Source organism: Paenibacillus sp. FW507-14B1B (assembly GCF_058781425.1).
Genome location: NZ_JBYSWS010000002.1, coordinates 377,529 through 398,902, shown reverse-complemented (window position 1 = coordinate 398,902; position 21,374 = coordinate 377,529). Strand labels below are relative to the sequence as shown.

General features: G+C 43.9%; 25 protein-coding genes. 19 read left to right on the top strand and 6 right to left on the bottom strand.

Features of this window, described 5'->3' with window-relative positions:
* Positions 1-104: 104 nt before the first annotated feature.
* The 5 genes from AC3WJJ_RS10010 to AC3WJJ_RS09990 form a co-directional block, all read right to left on the bottom strand.
* A complete protein-coding gene (locus tag AC3WJJ_RS10010; protein WP_492540186.1) occupies positions 105-308 on the bottom strand; it encodes a hypothetical protein in 204 nt (67 codons plus the stop codon).
* A gap of 35 nt (positions 309-343) precedes the next feature.
* Entirely contained in the window at positions 344-664 is a 321-nt protein-coding gene (locus tag AC3WJJ_RS10005; protein WP_492540184.1) for an LSm family protein, read from the bottom strand.
* A gap of 17 nt (positions 665-681) precedes the next feature.
* Entirely contained in the window at positions 682-1,689 is a 1,008-nt protein-coding gene (locus tag AC3WJJ_RS10000; protein ID WP_492540182.1) for a polysaccharide pyruvyl transferase family protein, read from the bottom strand.
* A gap of 6 nt (positions 1,690-1,695) precedes the next feature.
* A complete protein-coding gene (locus AC3WJJ_RS09995) occupies positions 1,696-2,664 on the bottom strand; it encodes a glycosyltransferase family 2 protein (RefSeq protein WP_492540180.1) in 969 nt (322 codons plus the stop codon).
* A 274-nt stretch (positions 2,665-2,938) separates the two neighbouring features.
* Positions 2,939-3,961, bottom strand: coding sequence for a glycosyltransferase family protein (locus tag AC3WJJ_RS09990; protein ID WP_492540178.1), 1,023 nt, complete (start codon positions 3,959-3,961; stop codon positions 2,939-2,941).
* Positions 3,962-4,147: 186 nt separating this feature from the next.
* Here AC3WJJ_RS09990 and trhA point away from each other — a divergent pair, with 186 nt between their 5' ends.
* The 18 genes from trhA (at position 4,148) to AC3WJJ_RS09900 (ending at position 17,781) form a co-directional block, all read left to right on the top strand.
* Positions 4,148-4,795, top strand: coding sequence for a PAQR family membrane homeostasis protein TrhA (gene trhA, locus AC3WJJ_RS09985; RefSeq protein WP_422657327.1), 648 nt, complete (start codon positions 4,148-4,150; stop codon positions 4,793-4,795).
* A gap of 137 nt (positions 4,796-4,932) precedes the next feature.
* Positions 4,933-5,289, top strand: coding sequence for a putative DNA-binding protein (locus tag AC3WJJ_RS09980; RefSeq protein ID WP_492540176.1), 357 nt, complete (start codon positions 4,933-4,935; stop codon positions 5,287-5,289).
* Positions 5,290-5,314: 25 nt separating this feature from the next.
* The gene (gene ffh, locus AC3WJJ_RS09975) at positions 5,315-6,694 is read left to right on the top strand and encodes a signal recognition particle protein (RefSeq protein ID WP_422657325.1); all 1,380 of its coding nucleotides are present in this window, start codon (positions 5,315-5,317) and stop codon (positions 6,692-6,694) included.
* Positions 6,695-6,752: 58 nt separating this feature from the next.
* Complete coding sequence (gene rpsP, locus AC3WJJ_RS09970; protein WP_006211361.1) at positions 6,753-7,025, top strand: 30S ribosomal protein S16; 273 nt, start codon at positions 6,753-6,755, stop codon at positions 7,023-7,025.
* Between the two features lie 21 nt (positions 7,026-7,046).
* Positions 7,047-7,277, top strand: a complete 231-nt coding sequence (locus AC3WJJ_RS09965) for a KH domain-containing protein (protein WP_422657324.1) — start codon at positions 7,047-7,049, stop codon at positions 7,275-7,277.
* 126 nt (positions 7,278-7,403) lie between these two features.
* The gene (gene rimM / locus AC3WJJ_RS09960) at positions 7,404-7,928 is read left to right on the top strand and encodes a ribosome maturation factor RimM (protein ID WP_492540173.1); all 525 of its coding nucleotides are present in this window, start codon (positions 7,404-7,406) and stop codon (positions 7,926-7,928) included.
* 1 nt (position 7,929) lies between these two features.
* The gene (gene trmD / locus AC3WJJ_RS09955) at positions 7,930-8,751 is read left to right on the top strand and encodes a tRNA (guanosine(37)-N1)-methyltransferase TrmD (protein WP_492540171.1); all 822 of its coding nucleotides are present in this window, start codon (positions 7,930-7,932) and stop codon (positions 8,749-8,751) included.
* Positions 8,752-8,897: 146 nt separating this feature from the next.
* Positions 8,898-9,599, top strand: a complete 702-nt coding sequence (locus AC3WJJ_RS09950) for a class I SAM-dependent methyltransferase (protein ID WP_492540170.1) — start codon at positions 8,898-8,900, stop codon at positions 9,597-9,599.
* A 31-nt stretch (positions 9,600-9,630) separates the two neighbouring features.
* Complete coding sequence (locus AC3WJJ_RS09945; RefSeq protein WP_492540168.1) at positions 9,631-10,461, top strand: glycosyltransferase family 2 protein; 831 nt, start codon at positions 9,631-9,633, stop codon at positions 10,459-10,461.
* A gap of 97 nt (positions 10,462-10,558) precedes the next feature.
* The gene (locus tag AC3WJJ_RS09940; protein ID WP_492540166.1) at positions 10,559-11,632 is read left to right on the top strand and encodes a hypothetical protein; all 1,074 of its coding nucleotides are present in this window, start codon (positions 10,559-10,561) and stop codon (positions 11,630-11,632) included.
* Between the two features lie 93 nt (positions 11,633-11,725).
* Positions 11,726-11,872: a hypothetical protein gene (locus tag AC3WJJ_RS09935; protein ID WP_492540164.1), complete on the top strand. Its 147-nt coding sequence runs from the start codon at positions 11,726-11,728 to the stop codon at positions 11,870-11,872.
* 246 nt (positions 11,873-12,118) lie between these two features.
* Positions 12,119-12,463 carry a 50S ribosomal protein L19 gene (gene rplS, locus AC3WJJ_RS09930; protein WP_422657317.1) on the top strand — a complete coding sequence of 115 codons (345 nt, stop codon included), beginning with the start codon at positions 12,119-12,121 and terminating at the stop codon, positions 12,461-12,463.
* A gap of 106 nt (positions 12,464-12,569) precedes the next feature.
* The gene (gene lepB, locus AC3WJJ_RS09925) at positions 12,570-13,187 is read left to right on the top strand and encodes a signal peptidase I (RefSeq protein WP_492540161.1); all 618 of its coding nucleotides are present in this window, start codon (positions 12,570-12,572) and stop codon (positions 13,185-13,187) included.
* Between the two features lie 49 nt (positions 13,188-13,236).
* On the top strand, positions 13,237-14,103 hold the full coding sequence (gene ylqF / locus AC3WJJ_RS09920) for a ribosome biogenesis GTPase YlqF (RefSeq protein ID WP_492540160.1): 867 nt from the start codon (positions 13,237-13,239) through the stop codon (positions 14,101-14,103).
* 191 nt (positions 14,104-14,294) lie between these two features.
* Positions 14,295-14,912, top strand: a complete 618-nt coding sequence (gene rnhB, locus AC3WJJ_RS09915) for a ribonuclease HII (RefSeq protein WP_492540158.1) — start codon at positions 14,295-14,297, stop codon at positions 14,910-14,912.
* Positions 14,913-14,993: 81 nt separating this feature from the next.
* Positions 14,994-17,096, top strand: a complete 2,103-nt coding sequence (locus AC3WJJ_RS09910; protein ID WP_492540157.1) for a TP0910 N-terminal domain-containing protein — start codon at positions 14,994-14,996, stop codon at positions 17,094-17,096.
* The gene (locus tag AC3WJJ_RS09905; RefSeq protein ID WP_492540155.1) at positions 17,093-17,398 is read left to right on the top strand and encodes an EscU/YscU/HrcU family type III secretion system export apparatus switch protein; all 306 of its coding nucleotides are present in this window, start codon (positions 17,093-17,095) and stop codon (positions 17,396-17,398) included. Before AC3WJJ_RS09910 ends, AC3WJJ_RS09905 begins: the two co-directional genes overlap by 4 nt.
* On the top strand, positions 17,395-17,781 hold the full coding sequence (locus AC3WJJ_RS09900; RefSeq protein ID WP_492540153.1) for a YraN family protein: 387 nt from the start codon (positions 17,395-17,397) through the stop codon (positions 17,779-17,781). The genes AC3WJJ_RS09905 and AC3WJJ_RS09900 overlap by 4 nt, the downstream gene beginning before the upstream one ends.
* Before the next feature lie 134 nt (positions 17,782-17,915).
* Here AC3WJJ_RS09900 and AC3WJJ_RS09895 read toward each other — a convergent pair whose 3' ends face one another.
* On the bottom strand, positions 17,916-19,544 hold the full coding sequence (locus AC3WJJ_RS09895) for a YifB family Mg chelatase-like AAA ATPase (RefSeq protein ID WP_492540151.1): 1,629 nt from the start codon (positions 19,542-19,544) through the stop codon (positions 17,916-17,918).
* 571 nt (positions 19,545-20,115) lie between these two features.
* Here AC3WJJ_RS09895 and sucC point away from each other — a divergent pair.
* Positions 20,116-21,276: an ADP-forming succinate--CoA ligase subunit beta gene (gene sucC, locus AC3WJJ_RS09890; RefSeq protein ID WP_422657308.1), complete on the top strand. Its 1,161-nt coding sequence runs from the start codon at positions 20,116-20,118 to the stop codon at positions 21,274-21,276.
* Positions 21,277-21,374 lie beyond the last annotated feature (98 nt).

Below are 21,374 nucleotides of genomic sequence, written 5' to 3'. Positions count from 1 at the left end.
GGATCACCCCCGCGTCGCTATTTCTTTGTTTTGGTCTATTGCTGCCACTCCTTCATATTATCCCTTATGGTACGTTTCTTTCTTGCTAGTTTCGATGCCCGACATTATAACGATACAATACGGACAAATTGAACGGATTGAAGTGGTATCATTGAAGTCTCGGTAGGGGGTCCATAAATAATTGGAGGGATTTTGACAGAAAGGAACGCATTATCCACTTCAGACAACTCTCCAATAATAACATCACCGACGACAGATACTTCGACCTCTGAACCGATACTTGCTCTAAGCCAATCAATATAGCGCATAGCTATATACACCACCTTTATAAATTAAATAAACTTTATTGAATGGATGTTATTTTTGCAAATGGGATCAATACGATATCGCCTGAGGTTTCAGAGATTTGTACACCATCATCAGCGACGGAGACAACCTCACCTTGAAGTGTGATAAGCATCGTTTGAATTTGAACATTTTGGCCAATCCGATTTGTGAAATATTTAGTGAATTCCGGTATCACAGTAAGTCCAGAGACCAGTTGGTTCTCAAGGGAATTGAGTCTTTGGGTTAGTCTTCGAATTTCTCTGCTGAGAGACTCCACTTTTAAATATATTTTTTTGAGTTTCAGGGTGATTTGAAAAGCGAGGGATAATAAATTCATAAATGAATTCCTCCTTGTTATGAAATAGTCATCTCGATATTTTTTTTCAGTTCATAAAGTGATGTTAAGCTTCGTTCTTCCATTCTTCGTATCTTCGGTTTGGCTTTATCAACTAGAGCAGGGCTCTCTTGTAAAAACAACTCTGTCTGATCAATTAATGCTTCCAAAGGAAGATTATAATCACAGTAATAGCGCTCTAAATCGAAGCAGCTGAGTAGACTTTCGACTTTATTCATATGACTGAATGCAAGGACTGGAACGCCGGCTCTTAAGGCCACGAGGGATGGATGAAGTTTAAAACTGATCAGGAAATCAACGGCTTGAATATAACTATAGGTTAGCTCCAAATCCAATAGAAACGGCATGGTTTCAATAGACGAAGCCGGAGAATTAGTCTGCACCATTTTTTGAAGTGAAAGGCATGTTTCGTAGTCGGCATAACGGTTTCCAGGATGGTGAATAACTGGAATGAGCACTACGTGGTAGCCTCGTTGCATTAGGTGAGAGAGTAGTTTTGTCATATTGTCCAAAGGAAACGAATCATAGGAGAATACACATAGGCCGATGGTCGGTTTCTTGGAGTAACGTTTGATGGGAATGCGTGGTTCGCGGTAACCAAAGACGATATCTGGTTCAGTCTCTACATGATGATGGAATTGAACTCGCTTTGCGATAGCTGTGGATCTGTCATCCCGGAACACAGCACGTTTAGCTTTGGAGATTATCGCTCTGTATTCTGCAATTTGATCTGCCGGCCAGGTATGTTCAGGATAGACGTCGACAATGCCAACACCGTATAACCAAGTAGGGAGCTGCTTAAACAATGGATGGAAATAGTAAGAATTAAAGGAGTAGGGAGTGATCAGATCTCCACCGCCGATAATTACGGCATCATTATGCTGAGGATCTATATGTGATGCCCAAGGGTAAAGGTTATGATTGTCAAATATTTGACGAAGTGTGTGCAAAAATAGATCGTCCCCGAAATTCCCCATACCATAATATCCGGACACAGCAATTTTCATGAATACTCACCTCCTATGCTGGTTGTATTGATTCCATGAAGGAAACCAAGCTCCGTGACGTTGGCTCATACTACCCTGATGAATAACACGATGATAAAGAACCTCGGGCGAAGATATAATGGGGTATCGTTTCAGTAGCCTAGATATCACTTCCATATCTTCGAATAAACGATTCCAGTCATCCGACTGATTTATCCAGCCTCCAAGGTCTTGAAGAGCGGCTTTACGGTACATTCTTGGTATAGGCGGATGAACTTGAAGATCGCTGTTAATCTTTTCAATATCATTTCGGTGGACCACACCGTTCCATCTGCATCCCAATTGACGGCTTCGGAACCAGCAACCATAACTTCCGGTGGCCATACCAGCTGCAGGAGATCGTTCGAGGATATCGACTAAATTTTCGAGCGCTGTCGGAGGAAGCCAATCATCTCCATCTAGCTCTAGGATGAATTTACCTTTAGCGTGTTCAAGTAATTTGTTCATCGTCTGCGCTTTTCCAGTATTGTGTGGTTGTCTTAATATCTTGATTCTCGTGTCGGGAATAGACATCATTTCGATAAAACTATCATCATTCGACGCATCGTCACCGATCCAAAGCTCCCATTCTTGAAAAGCTTGAGCAAGCACAGATCGAATACTCCATCCGACGGTATCCCTCATGTTGTAAATACTCATCAAGATCGATACTTTCGGGTTAGAGTAGGCATTGGTTAGCTCAGTGCAACACGTATCCAGTGTTACTATTTCTTCTCCATTTTGTGTACGGCTTAATACCTTGGAAATATGTTCTCTTTCTTGTTCGTGGACTCCACTAAAAGCTGTAAATAGATGATTTGAATACTTGCAATCTCCTGATGTTCTCGTATCTTGGCTATTGGGTGTGGAAGGTAGGAAATAGGATTGAGCATTAGAGGGTGCGATGTCAAGAGGCAGGAAGCGTGCGGCCGGAAGGTGACCTTTCCAGTCCTCCAAGCGTGCTCGAAGCCATTCCTTACGCCAATACCTAGGAAAGCCGTATTCGTATATGCAATTAAGGTGCTTTAAATGATGCTCTATCTGTTTGTTAGGTTTGTCAGGATTAAAAAAGTTTAGTGGGGGGTAGCGGAAAGCACCCGGCTCCCAATGTACCCATTCTCCCTTCAAATCTACTATGGTTCTCAGAACTTGGTCTCGATAGCGGCTGATATCTTCTAACGAGTAGCCATATGGCTGTATTCGAATGATCTCAATACCTGACACCACCGTTCTAGCGTTTGGTTGCAAGGGTACTCTGAATTACCTGGTCTGCCTGGATGCCGCGATCCACCCAACGATTTTGTTGTGTGTAAGCTATTCGAGCAAGTCTTTGATCTTGATTATCGGGATTATTAAGCATAAGAGAAAGTTTATTAATGAAATCATCGTGAGTAGTGGCTGTAGTTATATGAGGTTCCATGAGTATGCACTCAGGCAAGGCTGTTGATAATACTCGCACACCGGCTGCCATATATTCATAGGCTTTAATAGGGTTAGTAGCCAGTGTAATGGGATGGTATTGAAATGGAATAAGTGCTACATCAATGTAAGGCAGATAGCGTTTAAGTTGATCATGTGGCTTTTCACCAAGAATGTGCACATTAGGCAGATTGCTGTAGTCATGGGTGTCTCCATATGGAGCTCCTATCGAAATAAACTGCACATGAGGGAATACAGTGGCCAGTTTGGTGAATAATGCGTGGTCCACCCAATAAGCCCAAGCTCCGATATATGCAACTATCGGTCCAGATGGTAAATCGGAGGGCCTTTCTTGATATGGAATTTGGAAAAAGGAAGTATCGGCCCCATTAGGAATCAATGTGATTTTTTTCTCAGGATAGGCTAGACTTAACCGAGTTTGAATCACTTCTGCAGTTGCTACGAGATGATCCGCAGATTCAACCATTTTGTGCTCATATTTAGCCCATTGTGGAAATTCATCACAGCAGTCATATATGACCGCATCCGGATTAAATAAAGTATAGATCCGTGTTCGCAATTTTGACCATGTAGTCCAGACAACAATCGAGTGCTGCTTACGTAATTGTGGGAGAGTTCGATATATGAATGTTTGGGTATCTGTAAACAAAAATACATTTTTTTCGACTTCTATAAACTCTTGATCTAGCGGTAATGGGGATTGATTCTCGAAGAAAACCTGGTGTCCAAGAGCTCCCAGTTGTGTCATTAGCTGCTGAGGACGTTGCTTCATATAGGTCCAGTTCAAAGTTTGGGGGTAAATAACTACAGCCATAAGAAGCCTCCTTTCAACGTTATGCGCTATTATATGCCATACTATCTTAATAGATTGGATGAATGATGGTTATTTGCAAAAAAATGCATTTACATTGATTTAAGTGGAATCATCTTTCGGTAGCTGGATTTGAAGTTTCTCAACACGTATAATGAAAAGAAATGAAAGAACGAAAGGAAGTTGCTTATGGCCAATACGCATACTTATCCCCGTAGGGAAGAAATAGCCAATGCAATTACCCATGGTATTGGTGCCGCGCTCAGTGTTGCTGCACTCGTGCTGTTGATTGTATTTTCCAGCTTAGAAGGAACGGTATGGCATGTCGTGAGCTTCACGATCTATGGAACAACCATGCTGCTGCTATATATGAGTTCCACGCTGGTACACAGTTTTAAAGAAGGAAAGGCCAAAGATGTGTTTGAATTTCTGGACCATTCCTCCATTTATTTATTCATCGCCGGGACGTATACCCCGTTTCTACTCGTAGCTGTTCGTGGTTCTCTTGGATGGAGCTTGTTCGGCATTATCTGGGGTATTGCAATATTTGGCTGCATTTTCAAAGCCTTTTTTGTCAAAAAGTTTCTGTTTATGTCTACCGTGTTCTATATTGCGATGGGATGGTTGATCGTGATTGCGTGGAGTCCACTGACAGCAGTCGTGGCTCAAGAAGGCATAAATTTATTGGTTGGTGGTGGTTTACTCTATACATTGGGTACGATTTTTTATGTTTGGAGAGGCTTCCCATTCCATCATGCCATCTGGCACTTATTCGTGCTTGCCGGTAGTATATTGCACTTTTTTGCGGTTCTGTTCTATCTGCTTCCAATTCAATAATCTGTTAAGGAGCACCCATTAACATTTTAAAAAAGGATGACAAGGAGAAAAGCTTGACATCCTTCTTTGTTTTTTGTATGATAATGTTCGTCAAGTGAACTGTAAAGTGTTTTTACTTGACGAGGGGGTGCCCTTAGATGAGTCAGGATAACCGACTCGAGAAGACGAACCGTATTAATCTGCTGTTCGATTTCTATGAACGACTGCTTACAGAGAAGCAGCAGACGTTTTTAAAGCACTACTTTCATGAGGATTTCTCGTTAGGGGAAATTGCGAGTGAATTTGAAATTAGCCGTCAAGCGGTTTATGAGCACATAAAGCGTGCAGAGCAGGTGCTAGAGACTTATGAAGAGAAGCTCGGGCTTCTGAAGAAGCACGATGAGCGTATCCGTGAGCTTGAGAAGCTACGGAGTCTGTTAAGCTGCAGTAGCCTGAATGAGCACGATAAGAAGATAATGACTGATATGGTAAATCAATTAATGTTATGGGATTAAGTTTGTATAGACGGAGGTGACGGATATGGCATTTGAAGGATTGACCAGCAGGCTGCAGAATGTGTTCAGTAAGCTTCGTGGTAAAGGTAAAGTATCCGAAGAGGATGTAACTGAAGCCATGCGCGAGGTTCGTCTGGCGCTTCTTGAAGCCGACGTCAACTTTAAAGTAGTAAAGGAATTTGTAGCCAAGGTTAAAGAAAAGGCTATTGGTAAGGAAGTTATGGACAGCTTCACGCCAGGCATGATCATTATTGATATCGTCAATAAAGAACTGACAGAGCTGATGGGTGGAAGCCAGTCCAAGCTTGCGAAGAGCAACAAGCCACCAACGGTCATCATGATGGCAGGTTTGCAGGGTGCTGGTAAGACAACAACATCCGGTAAGCTTGCGAAGCTTCTTCTGAAGCAGAACAGCCGCCCATTGCTCGTTGCTGGTGATATTTATCGCCCTGCGGCGATCAAGCAGTTGGAAGTTCTAGGAGAGCAGATTAAAGTTCCGGTGTTCTCTCTTGGTGACAAGACAAGCCCGGTAGAGATTGCTAAGCAAGGTCTGCAGCATGCGAAAGATAATGGTCATGATTATGTCATTATCGATACCGCCGGACGTCTTCATGTTGATGAAGAGCTGATGGAAGAGCTGAAGCAGATTCATAGTGTGGTTACTCCGGATGAAGTATTGCTCGTTGTAGATGCAATGACAGGTCAGGATGCCGTTAATGTGGCAGAGAGCTTTAATAAGCAGCTTGAACTGACTGGTGTTGTATTGACGAAGCTGGACGGAGACACCCGTGGTGGTGCTGCACTGTCCGTCAAAGCGGTTACAGGTTGTCCAATTAAGTTTGCTGCGCTTGGCGAGAAGATTGATGCATTGGAGCCGTTCCATCCAGAACGGATGGCGTCTCGTATTCTTGGTATGGGAGATATGCTCTCCTTGATTGAGAAAGCTCAGTCGAACATCGATGCTGATAAAGCGAAGGAAATGGAACGGAAGATGCGTAACGCAGAGTTCACGTTCGAAGATTTCTTAGAGCAAATGGAGCAAGTGAAGAAGCTCGGTCCATTAGATCAGTTAATGGATATGATTCCTGGCATGGGCAAGATGAAGCAGGCTAAGGATCTGAAGGTAGACGAGAAGCAGATGGGCCGAATTGAGGCAATTGTGCACTCGATGACAACCGAGGAGAAACAACAACCGGACATTATTAATCATAATCGCCGTAAACGGATCGCTGCGGGTAGCGGAACTTCACTTGCTGAAGTGAACCGTCTTATCAAGCAGTTTGATGAAATGCGCCGGATGATGAAACAGTTCTCTGATATGATGGGACCTAAAGGTGGCAAAAACAAGGCCATGAAGCAATTGAAGGGTCTAGCTGGTAAAGGTATGAAGTTCCCTTTCCGTTAAGGATTAGATAGATTGATAGGAACGAGTAGGACATTTTTCGAAGGAGGTGAATTTTCAAATGGCAGTACGTATTCGTCTGAAACGTATGGGTGCTCACAAAGCCCCTTTCTACCGTGTGGTGGTATCTGATTCCCGTTCCCCACGTGACGGCCGTTTTATCGAGGAAATCGGTTATTACAACCCGGTTGCTCAACCGGCTGAAGTTAAGATCGATGAAGAAAAAGCGCTAAACTGGCTTCAAAATGGTGCGCAAGCATCTGATACTGTTCGCAACTTGCTAAGCAAAGCGGGCGTAATGAAGAAGTTTCATGAGCTTAAGCATCAGAAATAAGACTGATCGCGAGGGTCATCTATGGAAGAATTAGTTCGTGTTATTGCTAAGGCTTTAGTGGATCATCCAGAAGATGTGACCGTGAAGACAGTGGAGAAGGAGCATTTGATTGTATATGAACTGTACGTGCATCCTGACGATGTCGGGAAGGTCATAGGCAAGCAAGGGCGTATCGCCAAATCACTGCGCACGGTCGTAACATCGGCGGCGGTTAAAATGAATAAACGGGTAACCGTTGATATCATTTCTTAAGAGAATTTTTCTTAAAGATATACGAAAGGGGGTTAGGATGCATGTCCTAGCCCTTTTTCGTACATGCTGAAGAAATATAATATGTCTTAGTGAATTAAGTTCATAACAAGATGCAGGAGGAAGACCATGTCAGAGAAGTTATTTACTGTAGGGAAAATCGTGAATACACATGGTATTCGTGGAGAAATCAAGGTAGTACCACATACGGATTTTGCAGAACAACGTTTTGCTAGTAAAAGTTCTTTATTTATTGTGCCAGCAAAGGGCGGGAGACCTTTGCCAGTAACGGTGGAAACATCCCGATTTCATAAAAATATGTACATCATTAAATTAAAAGAAATTAACGGAATAAATGAAGCAGAAAAATTCAAGGATAGTCTTCTTAAGATCAGTGAAGATCTTCAAGAGGAACTTCCGGAGAACGAGTATTATTTTCATGAAATTATTGGATGCCGCGTAGTAACAGATGAAGAACCTGCTGAAGAATTAGGCACGATCACTGAGATTCTTACACCAGGAGCTAACGATGTATGGGTAGTTAAAACTCCAGAGGGAAAAGAGATCTTACTACCTTCGATTCCAGATGTTGTACTCGATGTTGATAAAAATGCTAAACTTATTCGGGTCCACCTCATGGAGGGACTGTTATAACATGAAAGTTGATGTTTTGACGCTATTCCCTGAAATGTTCGATGGAGTATTTCAGTCTAGTATCTTGGGTAAAGCTGCTGAGAAAGGGATTGTATCTCTGAATGCAGTCAATTTTCGGCCCTACTCCGGGAATAAACATTCACAGGTAGATGATACGCCGTATGGTGGTGGCGGAGGCATGGTACTTAAGCCAGAAGCGATATTTGCAGCTGCTGAGGCAGTACTGTCTACGCCATCCATGAACTCTGCAGTAGATGTGGATGCTGTGAAAGACGAAGCACCACAATCAACGGGGGAAGTTGCTGAGAAGAAACCAGCTCGTGTTATCTTGATGTGTCCTCAAGGTGAGACCTTTACACAGAAAAAGGCTGAGGAGCTTGCCAAAGAAGATCACTTGGTTTTTATTTGTGGTCATTATGAAGGTTATGATGAGCGAATCCGCGAACATCTGGTAACAGATGAGCTGTCTATAGGAGATTATGTTCTGACAGGCGGAGAACTTCCTGCGATGGTAATCATTGATTCCGTGGTTAGACTTCTTCCTGGCGTGCTCGGTAATGAAATGTCTGCGGTTACAGATTCATTCAGTACAGGACTCCTTGAGTATCCACACTATACCCGTCCAGCTGAGTTCAGAGGTTGGAAGGTGCCTGATATACTGCTTAGCGGACATCATGCTAACATAGAGGTGTGGCGTAGAGAGCAGGCTTTGAAGCGGACATGGGAGCGACGTCCCGAGATGCTGAAAGATATCGAGCTTACTAAAAAGGATAAGATATACTTAGAAAAGCTCCGAACAGAACGTGAGAAGCACACCGATTAATGATATTGATTATCAAATATTGAAGAAGAGAAGGCCTGTCTAATGGCTTTCTCTTTTTTTGTAGGAAAATGTTACATATTGGATGGGCTATACTGCATAACATAATCCATCATCATTGTCTCATATTGTTTGGATGGAGGTTAGTTATGCACCGTTTCTGGAATGACGTAATTAAGCCTGTGCTTATCGCAGCAGAGCCGAAGACAATTGTAGAGATAGGTTCTTTAACGGGGATTAACACGTTCAAATTGCTTCAGTATTGTAAACATATGGAGTCCCGCTGCATTGTAGTGGATCCAAGTCCGCAGTATGATATTGCCTTGCTACGGCAGTATTATGGTGAGCAAGTCGTGACGATACTTGAACAATTCAGTTTAGAGGCGCTCCCGTCGATTGATCAATATGATTTGATATTGATCGATGGGGACCATAATTGGTATACGGTATACCACGAATTAAAATCGGTAGAGCAAATGGCGTTAAGAACAGGTCGATTTCCAATCGTTCTCATGCATGATGTAGATTGGCCGTATGGCCGGAGAGATATGTATTACTATCCTGAGTCCATTCCAGAAGAATATCGACAACCACATGCTGCGAAAGGGATGAAGCCAGGGCAATCAGAACTGCTGGAGGTTGGTGGGTTTAACCATATCGCACTGAATGCACTTTCAGAAGGTGGAGAAAAGAATGGTGTCCATGGCGCCATCGATGATTTCCTGAATGAAACTTCTATACCTATTCACTATTATAAATTACAGTCCAATAATGGTCTGGGTGTGTTAGTTCCAGAGGGTTCTCGCCTTCAAACATCGATCGGTTATATTTTAGATAGTTCGGGCTTATGATTCAGCATTCTCTAAGGATGGAGGAAATAAGATGACTTTAGAGCTAACTTCGATAGTCATGTTAACCCGAGATCGAATCGAACTCACGAAAAAATGTGTTGAAAGTATTATTCGACATACGGATGTACCCTATGAGTGGGTATTCGTGGATAATGGTTCCACCGATGGCACGGTAGAGTATTTGAAAAGCATCGATCATGCAAAAGTAATCGTGAATGAAGAGAACAAGGGGTTTGCTGCTGGATGCAACCAGGGAATCGCGGTAGCTGAGGGTAAATACTATCTGTTGATTAACAATGATACTGTAGTCACAGAGGGATGGTTACGTCATTTACATGAGTGGCTTCAAAAGGACCCTTCCATCGGTATTGTTGGTCCGGTTTCTAATTTTGTAGCCCCAATTCAACGAGTAGACGATGCTGTGTATAAGACACAGGAGGAAATGGATAACTACGCAAGGTCTAGAAGTGTAATTTATCAAGGTCGAGGTTTTTATCCGCATCGGTTAATTGGATTATGTTTGTTATTCCCAAAGGAAGTCGTTGATAAAATCGGGGTGCTTGATGAACGCTTCTTCCCTGGAAACTACGAGGATGATGATTTTTGTATCAGGGCCAGAATTGCGGGGTATAAACTTTGGGTCGCCCAGAATGTTTTTATACATCACGAAGGACATGGGACGTTTGGTGGAAGGGATATGAAGTATAAGCTCTTATCACTTGAGAACGCCGAAAGATTTCGCAAAAAATGGAGTATTGGTCGCTCGGCATTTGAAATTGATCAGTGTGGATATAATCCATCGGAGATTGTTGCTAGAGAGATCCATTTTATACCTGATCGGCATGTGGTGAGAATCGAGTGATCCCGATCCTGCAATCTTCCTTCTCTCCAGGGATGATTGCTTTTTTGTTCATGGTCTGAATAGGAGGGGATAGAGTAGTAGGGATGGAGGACATAAAATGAGGAGAAAAAGCAGTATCAAAAAGAAGCAACAAAAAGTCCATATCCCAGTTTCTTCACGTTTAAGTGTAAAAAAATCAGAAGCAGATCAGTTCGTGTTTCTGTTGAGAGAGATAGGTACTTATACATCTCAGGTATTAACCACTCAAGCGAATGAAAGTTTTACACTTCTGAAGTTTCAAGTGCAGAACCTTAGTCGTCAGATTAATGAAATGCCGTATACTTTAACTGAAAAGAAAATTGCTCGCATTGCTGCTCAGAAGATCGCTGTAATTCCAAGTCTATCGAACATCGAAGACGTCCGGGAAAAGATCACCGCTTTTTATGCCATCATTACACCACTATCCGCCCGGATCGGTCTGGAGGAGATAATTCGCCCCGACCTAGATGTTGTTATGAGAATGTTACAAATGAAGATCGTGTCTACAACAGAAGAGAATCCGATTAGTAAGACCTCTTTGAATGATCAATCATGTATGCTAGGTGAGAAGGTTGAGGTTGCTTCATTACATGCTCAGAAATTGCGTCCAACTTCTCATATACATGCACAAATGACAGACTTTACTGAAGCTTTGGCTACTTCTATTGATGACTTGAATGTTCTTGTAAGTGCTACACGTTTTTCAGATTCGGGAGGTTTAATTGGAGAATCTAATAACATTGGAAAGAAGTCAACTGTGAGTGGAAGTTTGCTTTATCTTAGTGGAGAAGTACCCCAAACGGTGATGCCTGCAATGCCAATTCGTTTTAATCAAAGCTCTTTGGATAACATATCTTTTGATGGAACATCTGCTTTAATTATCCCTACATCAGGTTTTTATTATATGGAATGGAAAATAATATTGACAGATGACCAAGTGGACCCTAAAGCATTTGGTGTTGTGATCAATGGAGATATCGTTAATCGATCAAATACGAAGTCCAGCGCTATGGATAGCACGGTTTACGGCTCAATCGTGTTGAATTTAGATGAAGCAAATAGGGTAGAGCTTTATAATCTATCTTCTGCATCAAAAGAAATTGGTTCCCCATCAGTAAGTACTATATTCACCGTTATAAAAATCGAATCTTAAAAATAGTAGAGGTGAAAACGATGCAAAAACGAAAAATCGGGGTAATTATATCATGGCTGAGCTACTGGAAAGATATTTAGGAGGATTTATCAAATGACAAATACAAACTATGATCAACAATATAACCGCATGGATAAGCAGGATGATGAAGTACAGTTCCATACCGTAGATGATATATTAGAATATTATGCTGAGCGTCATGGAGCAAGGGAGAAGAGTAGTGAAGATGCTTTGAACTGATGGAAGCTCTAAGAATTGGTGATTCATAGATCATGTCTTTAAGCCACTGTAATATGCAGTGGCTTTTTCTATGATAAAATAGGATTCATCAATCTGGTCTGAAATATACTATTCACTTGCTTCTTCCTAAGATTCGTGTTAAAATTTCTTTTGTTGTGAATACGGTGGTCCTCTGCGGATAATGATGGGGAATAGAAGATTTTCCGGAAGATGCAAGAACGCCTGTGTGAGAGGAGGGAGTCCTAGATGAATATCGTACAAGCGATTACTCAAGAACAACTTCGTAAGGATATTCCGAGCTTTCGTCCTGGCGACACTTTAAAAGTGCACGTTAAGGTTATCGAAGGATCTCGTGAGCGTGTCCAAGTTTTCGAAGGTGTTGTAATTAAACGTCGCGGTGGCGGAATCAGTGAGACTTTTACAGTTCGTAAAATTTCTTACGGTGTTGGTGTGGAAAGAACTTTCCCAATCAACTCGCCTAAAATCGAGAAAATCGAAGTGGCTCGCCGTGGTAAAGTACGTCGTGCGAAGCTTTATTATCTTCGTGAACTTCGTGGTAAAGCAGCGAGAATTAAAGAAATTCGTCGTTAATCAACGGACGGTAAAAGGGGCTTGTGCGCATATACAAGCCCCTTTTGTATATCCAAATTTGATCATAGTGCTGTAGATCATCAATTAAAAGAGAGGACGGTGAATTATGCAACAGGATACACATCAGGAAACATTCGAAGCAAGAGAATCAGAGAGTCCTGCTAAGAAGAAAAAAAATGAGTTAGTGGAGTGGCTAAAAGCCCTTCTGATTGCACTAATTCTCGTAGTTCTTATTCGATGGCTTCTGTTTCAACCTTTCATCGTACAAGGACCGTCCATGCAGCCTAACTTCGTAACAGGTCAGAAGCTTATTGTGAATGAAATTCTTTACGACATTCGTAAACCGGAGCGTGGTGAGGTCATCGTATTCCACGTGCCTTCCGAGGGAAGAGATTTCATCAAACGCGTCATTGCTGTTGCTGGTGATACAGTTCAAGTAGAGGGCGACAAAGTCACTGTGAATGGTAAAACCGTAAGCGAGACTTACATACAAGATGCAATTGACCAAGCTCATTCAGAAGACAGACTATATAACAGTCTGAATTTCCCGAACACAGACTTCCCAGACGGTAAGGTACCTGAAGGGCATGTATTTGTAATGGGAGACAATCGATCCAACAGTACAGATAGTCGAATGATTGGATACGTTCCACTCGAAGACATTATCGGCCGAGCAGATCTGATTTTCTGGCCACTTAAAGATATTGGTTTTATTAATCACTAACAGGGAATAAGAAGAATAACGGAATTGGAATTTTTGTGAGGTGACGACGTTGACGATACAATGGTTTCCAGGACATATGACAAAAGCACGCCGTCAAATACAGGATAAACTGAAGTTGATTGATGCTGTTATAGAGCTGATTGACGCCAGACTGCCGCTATCTAGCCGCAATCCGATGATCGACGATATTTTACAGGGGAAGCCGCGCCTTATCATTATGAACAAGGCAGATTTGGCTGACCCAGAGGTGACACGTCAATGGCTAACTTATTTTAAAGAGCAGGGTCATACTGCATTTCCGGTAGATGCTCAGACAGGATCAGGGGTCAAAGAGATACCAGATCAGGTAAAACTTTTGTTGAAAGAAAAAATTGATAAAATGCTATCCAAGGGTATAAATCCCCGTGCAATGCGAGTCCTGATCGTTGGGATTCCGAATGTAGGTAAATCTACATTAATAAACCGACTTGCTGGCCGCAGCATTGCGGCAACAGGAGATCGTCCAGGTGTAACAAAAGGTCAGCAATGGATTAAGGTTGCAGGCGGCCAGATGGAACTGCTTGATACGCCAGGCATTTTGTGGCCGAAGTTTGAAGATCAAAATGTTGGATACCGTCTAGCCGTGACCGGTGCTATCAAAGAGGAAATATTGAACGTTGAGGACATTGCGTTTTTTGCGGTTAAATACTTGTCGAAATATTACTGGGAGCCGATGAGTGAGCGTTTCGACTTAAAGCAGCGTCCTGAGGATTTTGAGAATCCGGATGAGATTGTGACTGTAATGGAAGACATTGGCCGTAAACGCGGTTGTGTTGTAAGTGGGGGGCGTATAGATTTGGAGAAAGCCTCAAGCTTATTCTTACGTGAGTTACGTGCTGGAAAAATGGGACGCTTCTCCATGGAAGCACCTTACTAATCGTTTTTTGGGAAACCACCGTAAAGGTGGTTTTTTTGTTATGGGATATTTTAAAAAGCCTAAAGATAGGTGACTGTTTTTAGGTACATATGATATGATTTTAGAATAGATTCATAGATTTGAATGTTGTTCTTTATTCGAAGAATAAATGAAATGTAGCCTTTTTTGACCAGGCACCAAGGAGTTTTATGATGAGTGATTTGTTATCCTATGAACGTGAATATTGGCCTGCATATGAATTTATTGCGGGAATTGATGAGGTAGGACGCGGTTGTTTATTTGGTGATGTTATTGCTGCTGCTGTTGTTCTCCCGCAAGGATTAGTGATTGAGGGAATTAATGATTCTAAGAAGCTGAGTGCGAAGAAGCGGGATGCTTTGTATGATCAGATTATGGAAGAGGCGCTTGCGGTAGGTATAGGATGTGTTGATGCCGAGACTATAGATCGAATTAATATTAAACAGGCTGCTCGGTTGGCAATGAAGATGGCGCTTGAGGAGCTTGCGGTGACTCCGCAGTTCTTACTTGTTGATGCAGAGAAGGTGGATTGTGATATTCCACAACTAGCGATTATAAAAGGTGATGCCAACAGTCAATCGATTGCTGCAGCATCTATTGTCGCAAAAGTGACAAGAGATCGGTTATGCGAAGGAGCATGGAACGAGGCTTATCCAGAATACGGGATTGCTATACATAAAGGTTATGCAACGAAGCTGCATCGTGAACAGCTCGGAATTCTGGGTCCTACACCGCTGCATCGCCGGAGCTTTTTGAGAAATATTGAGTTTGAGCAGTTATCATTATTTTAAATTTCTTGCACAGCCCGCCTTGTAAAAAGGCGGGCTTTTGCCGATATATAAGGAAAATGGATGCTTAGGGAGGAACAGATCGTGAACATCGGATCGTTGATTCGAGGGCTTCTTGGTGAACAGAGAGCGGGCGAGAGCAAGACACTGGATATGAAGCCAGGTCAGGTCGTTCGCGGTGTTGTTATGAATGTATCAGAGGATGGACAGGAAGCCGTCGTGCAAATACAAGGAGTTCAAGTAAAGGCGAAGCTGGAGACACCGCTTCGAGCAGGGGAAACAGCTCTTCTTCAAGTGCAGCCACCAGGGGAGGAAGGGGCAGTTGTGCTTAAGCCTTTAAGTCCATCTGCCAATCAGACGCTAACTCCATCCTCAATGATGGAAGTGCTTGAATTCGCTAATTTACCGGATACGAAAGAGAATCGGGAAATGATTCGCGGGATGCAGAGCGTAGGCATTCCATTAACGAAGGAAAATATAGCTCAGTTTAAAGAGATGCTTGCTGTAAAGCCTCCTCAAGTTCCATTAACGGAATGGCTGGAGTCTTCGGCTATTGCATTTCATCGGGGGTTGCCGATTACTCCGGAGAGCGTTAAAGGATTGCACCAAGCTGTATTCGGTCCTCAGCTTCATGCGTTGCTTGAATCGCTTGAAAATCAGCTTAGCGAAGCACTGCAAGCTCAGATGTCAAATAAAGGTCAAGCAGTCCAAACTGCTGGGAATAGTCCTGTGGCTGGCACGAATGGTAAAAATGAAGGAATGGCTAACATGGCCACAGTTAATATGGATCGAGCAGCGGGGGCTGAACTTCAAACAGGAGCGGGCGATAGATCGACGCTTGCTGCGGATAGCGCTCGCAGCGGACAGCAGGCTCTGCTGACGAAGCTGCAGAGCCTGCTGTCTCAGCTGCGCGGCGAGCTCGCGCAGCAAGGCCCCTGGGCCGGCGCCGCAGCGCCTCAGCCGGCCTCGGGAACTGCCGGCACGGCGATGCCGCCGGCAGCAGGGCAAGCCGCCGTGGCCACGGGGCCGGCGGCAGAGAGTGCGCCGCCGCCTTTGGCACAGGCGGCGCAGCCTGGCGAAGGAGCCGCAGGCCCTTCGCCGAAGCCGCCCACCCACGGTGCGGAGCCGTGGGTGGGGCGGCTTCTGAAGCTGCTCGGTGCAGAGCACGAGCAGCAGGTGTTGCGCGGCGGGGCGCAGCCATCCGCGCAGGGTGCGGCGGCGAGCACCGCTGCCGCCGGGCAAGCCGGCAATCCGAACCCGCAGAGCGGAGGTTCGGGAGCCGGCCCTAACATCGCCGCAGAAGCCCCTAGGGAGCCATCTGCGGCGCCAGCAGCTCAGGGGGCGGCTGCTCCTTCTATTGTTGTTGCGCAAGAAAAGGCAGGCGCTACGCCTGTCACACAGGCTGCCCAGCGCGGTGTACAAGAGTCTAGTGTATCCCAACCAGGATTGCCCTCCCAAACGATGACTCAGGCGCCCCAAGCGGCAATGGCGGGTTCATCTGCCCAGGTACAAACGGCTAATAGTGTTCAGAGTTCTGCTGCCAATCTGGCAGCTGCTGCTAACCCAGTAGATCAAGCGGATATGAATACGCAGCAGCCACTCAACAACACGGGACCATTAGCCACTAGTTCAACGGATGCGAAGGAAACGTTAAAAGGATTGCTACTTCAGCTAGCTGCAAGCAATGACATTCCCCCAGCCCTTAAAGAAGCTGCAGGACAACTTATTCAGCATATGACCGGACAACAGCTCCTATTAAATACAGATAGAACAGCACCCTTTGCTCAGGTTACGATGTTTATCCCGCTTCATGGGGCAGACGGAGAGCAGACAGCTTCCGTACATATTCAATCCCGTAGAGGTAGAAAAGGTGAACTGGATGCAACAAACTGCCGGTTGTGGTTTGACCTAGATATGAAGCATTTGGGTCCAACGGTGATTGATGTTCATGTTGTAGACCGGATTGTGAGCCTGAATTTGCGTAATGACCAGCCTTGGGTTTCAGAACTTTTTGAATCCAGAAAAAAAGAGCTGGCAGCTGGAGTGGAATCTATTGGATATCAGCTCCTCAGCATGAAGACAAGTCCATTTCCTGAGATCTCCGAATCTGTTATGGATCAAAGTAATGGAAATACAGCTTCCGAATATACACCACAAACTTATAAAGGGGTGGACTACAGAATATGAAGGGTAAAGAATCAGAAACCCCTCTAGCCATGAAAAAGGCAGTAGCTCTCAAGTATGCCCCTGAAGAAAATGAAGCGCCAATTCTCATTGCCAAGGGACAAGGTAAACTGGCGGATACCATTCTAGAGCGGGCCAAGGAGAATGGTGTTCCGGTACAGGAGGATGCAGCGCTCGTTGAAGTACTATCCAAGCTTGATTTAGATCAGCAGATTCCTCCAGAACTCTATCAACTTGTGGCTGAGGTGCTAACTTATGTGTACCAAGCAGAAAGTGCTGCGAAGGAAGGGAGTCGAATAAGTTGAGTCCTAGCTCAGATGATAAGAAGGATACTCGTAAACTAAAAGGAGCCTTGGCAGAAGCCGCAGCAGCGACTTTTTTGATGGAAAAAGGTTACCGTATTGTGGAACGGAATTGGCGGAATCGTACAGGGGAAATCGATATTATTGGAGAGTACAAGGATATGTTGGTGTTCATCGAGGTTCGCAGTCGAAGTGGAAACTTGACGTTTGGAACTCCTTCCGAATCCGTTAACCAGCGTAAGATTAACCAAGTTCGCAGCATGGCCGAGCAGTATCTTCATTGTAGGAAGAGTTATGATGTTCCCGTTCGTTTTGACGTGGTGGCTGTCATCCTTAACCCTGATAAATCAGTTGCTTCTATTGAGCATATCGAGCAGGCATTTTAAAGCATAGATAGCAGTTGATGCATTTAAATGATGAGAGCAAGAGAAAAAGCCGGAAGTTCAGTAGCTCCCATAGTTGGAGCTTCTATACTTCCGGCTTTTTTATAGAATAGTTAATTACATAAGAGATACGCATTTTAGTGCATAACTTCATCCGTGGTAATTGCTTGTTTATCCAGCTGCCTGTATTGAATTGCCTCAGCGACATGATCAAAGGAGATTTCAGCTAACCCCTCGAGATCAGCAATAGTTCGAGCAAGCTTCAGTATTCGATCATAGGCGCGCATGCTCAGACCAAGCATATCAAGCGTGGAATGAAGAAGATCAGCTGCGTCATTTCCAAGCTTAGTGAATCGACGTAAGGCGCTTCCTGATAGTTCGCTATTGGAACGAAAAGGAGTATTCCGGTAACGAGCACTTTGTATGCGCTGAGCGGTATTCACCTGCGATCGCATCTCTTCAGATGACAATGGCATGGTGCCACTTGGCCATTCTTTCGGTCTAGGTACATCCACTTGAAGATCGATCCGATCAAGTAGAGGCCCAGATATTTTGGCGCGGTATTGTGAAATACGCTGGTATGAACAAGAGCAGCGATGAAGAGGGTGATCACTTCCATAATACCCACACGGACAAGGATTCATGGAACAAGCCAGCATAAAGCGGGCAGGGAAGGTGAATACAGCACGTGCTCGGCTGATGGTCACCTCATGATCTTCTAAGGGTTGCCGCAACACTTCAAGGACACTTCGAGAGAATTCGGGTAGCTCATCAAGAAACAAAATTCCACGATGTGCCAGACTTACCTCGCCAGGTTTCGGGATCGTTCCTCCGCCAATTAAGCCACCGGTCGATATTGTGTGATGAGGTGAACGGAAAGGTCTGTTATGAATTAGACCTTCACTTTGCTTCAGTTTTCCTGCTGCACTAAAAATTTTGGTCGTTTCAAGAGATTCCTGTTCACTTAATGCTGGGAGGATGGTGGAAAGCCTTTTTATGAGCATCGTCTTTCCTGTACCCGGCGGTCCGATAAGTAAGATATTATGCATTCCCGCCGCTGCAATTGTTAATGCTCGCTTGACATGGAGCTGTCCAAGAACATCGCTATAATCCTCGATTGAAGCTTCCGGGCGGTCTTTCCTACGATCCTTAGTTGTGTTTTCAGGATGATACTGTAAGCGGGATAGAGATACGGTAATAGGCTCTTCTTTCTTATTACGTGATACGGAAGATTTATGATCGTTAGAGTTCTCCTTATCCGGCATTTCTACCTCTGTAAGGTCTGACAGATGGCTTATACCGTAGATCTTTATGCCGCCGATTAAAGCAGCTTCGGCCGCATTGTCACGTGGGAGGAGTACGCCTTGAAATCCATCTCTCTTTGCACGTTCTACCATCGAAAGTACACCTGTAACAGGTCTTAAGCTACCATCTAGTGCAAGTTCTCCGAGCATGAGCAATCGATCTGAAGAAGCTAAAGTCAGTTGTCCACTTGTTGTTAGAATTCCAAGGGCAATAGCCAAGTCGAAGGAGGAGCCTTCTTTACGCAGATCGGCGGGTGCTAGATTGACTGTAACTCTTTGCATGGGGTAGGTATAGCCGCAATTCTTAATAGCAGCCCTTACACGTTCGACAGATTCCCGAATGGAAGAGTCGGGTAGTCCGATAATTGAGGTCTGTGGAAGACCGTTAGCCAGATCAACTTCAACTTGAATGACAACCCCGTCAATACCGTATAGACAGGCACTGTAAAGTTTTCCGTACATAACAAAAAACACCTGCTTTCTGAATTCTGTCACTGTCAAAAGGACAGTCGGACTGATATCTGAAAAAAGGTGCTTCCTTATTTTCTATAGTTGGTATTTTAAGAGAGTACATACCTAAAAGTCAAACATAATGAGATCTATAACGTTTACAATTTTCCCACATAATGCTAGTGTTTTTAACGAGAAAGTAGAGGTATTGATTGACAAGTTTATTAATAATAGATGATAGGAGGCAACTCATGGCTATTCATTGGGAAACGATTATCATATCATTAATTTCTGCTATGATCTCTATCGTTGCATGTATCATATTAATTTTACTTTTAATCAAATGGTTAAAAAAGCGTTGATATAGCACGGTTTTGGAGCGAAGTATTCAAAGATAGTACCGGAATTATTTTACATAAATTCCCAATCATTCTCTCGGTGCAATCATATCCATATCAAAAAGCTGTGGATAAGTTGTGAACTTTTTAAGGTAAGCGTTTTAAAAACATGTTACAATAGCTTGGGTTTGTATAGATAGGTTTATAAAGCCTTGTTCCAGTCATGTTGATAGGAGGATTCCAGAATGAATATCCATGAATATCAAGGAAAACAAGTACTGAAGCAATATGGAGTTGTCGTTCCTAACGGCAAGGTTGCTTTCACGGTAGAGGAAGCTGTTGAGGCAGCGAAGTCGCTTAACAGTCCCGTAACCGTTGTCAAAGCTCAAATCCATGCAGGTGGACGTGGTAAAGCAGGTGGCGTTAAAGTTGCCAAGAACCTTGATGAGGTTCGTGCTTATGCCGAAGAGATTCTGGGTAAGGTGCTGGTAACTCACCAGACGGGTCCAGAAGGTAAAGAGGTTAAGCGTTTACTTATCGAAGAAGGCTGCGATATCCGTAAGGAGTATTATATCGGCGTGGTTGTGGACCGGGGAACCGGGCGCGTTGTTATGATGGCTTCTGAAGAAGGCGGCACAGAGATCGAAGAAGTTGCTGAAGCAACTCCTGAGAAGATCTTTAAGGAAGCTATTGATCCAGCTGTTGGTATGCAGATGTTCCAAGCTCGCAAACTAGCTTATGCGATCAATATTCCGAAAGAGCTGGTAGGCAAGGCGGCGCAATTTATGATCGCATTGTATACTGCATTTGTTGAGAAAGACTGCTCGATTGCTGAAATCAATCCATTGGTTGTAACAGGTGATGGAAACGTTATGGCTCTGGATGCCAAGCTTAACTTTGATTCCAACGCATTGTTCCGTCATAAAGACATTCAAGAACTGCGTGACCTGGAAGAAGAAGATGAGAAGGAAATTGAGGCATCCAAGTATGACCTGAGTTACATAGCATTAGATGGTAATATTGGCTGCATGGTTAATGGTGCAGGTCTTGCTATGGCTACCATGGATATTATTAAATATTACGGCGGCGACCCTGCTAACTTCCTCGATGTTGGGGGCGGTGCTACAACGGAGAAAGTAACCGAAGCGTTCAAGATTATTTTATCCGATCCACAGGTAAAAGGTATTTTCGTTAATATCTTTGGTGGAATTATGCGCTGTGATGTTATTGCATCCGGTGTGGTAGAAGCAGCGAAACAGCTTGGACTTACACGTCCATTGGTTGTTCGCTTAGAAGGTACAAACGTTGATTTGGGCAAACAGATTTTGGCTGAATCCGGACTGAATATCGTTCCTGCTGATTCCATGGCTGATGGAGCGCAGAAGATCGTTTCACTCGTTCAGTAATATTCATTCCTGAAGGGGCATGGCACGTAGGATGGTTCGTCCGTCTAGCCGTGCGGTTGCTTTCATTTTCAAATAAAGATAGGGGATGTGAATCAATC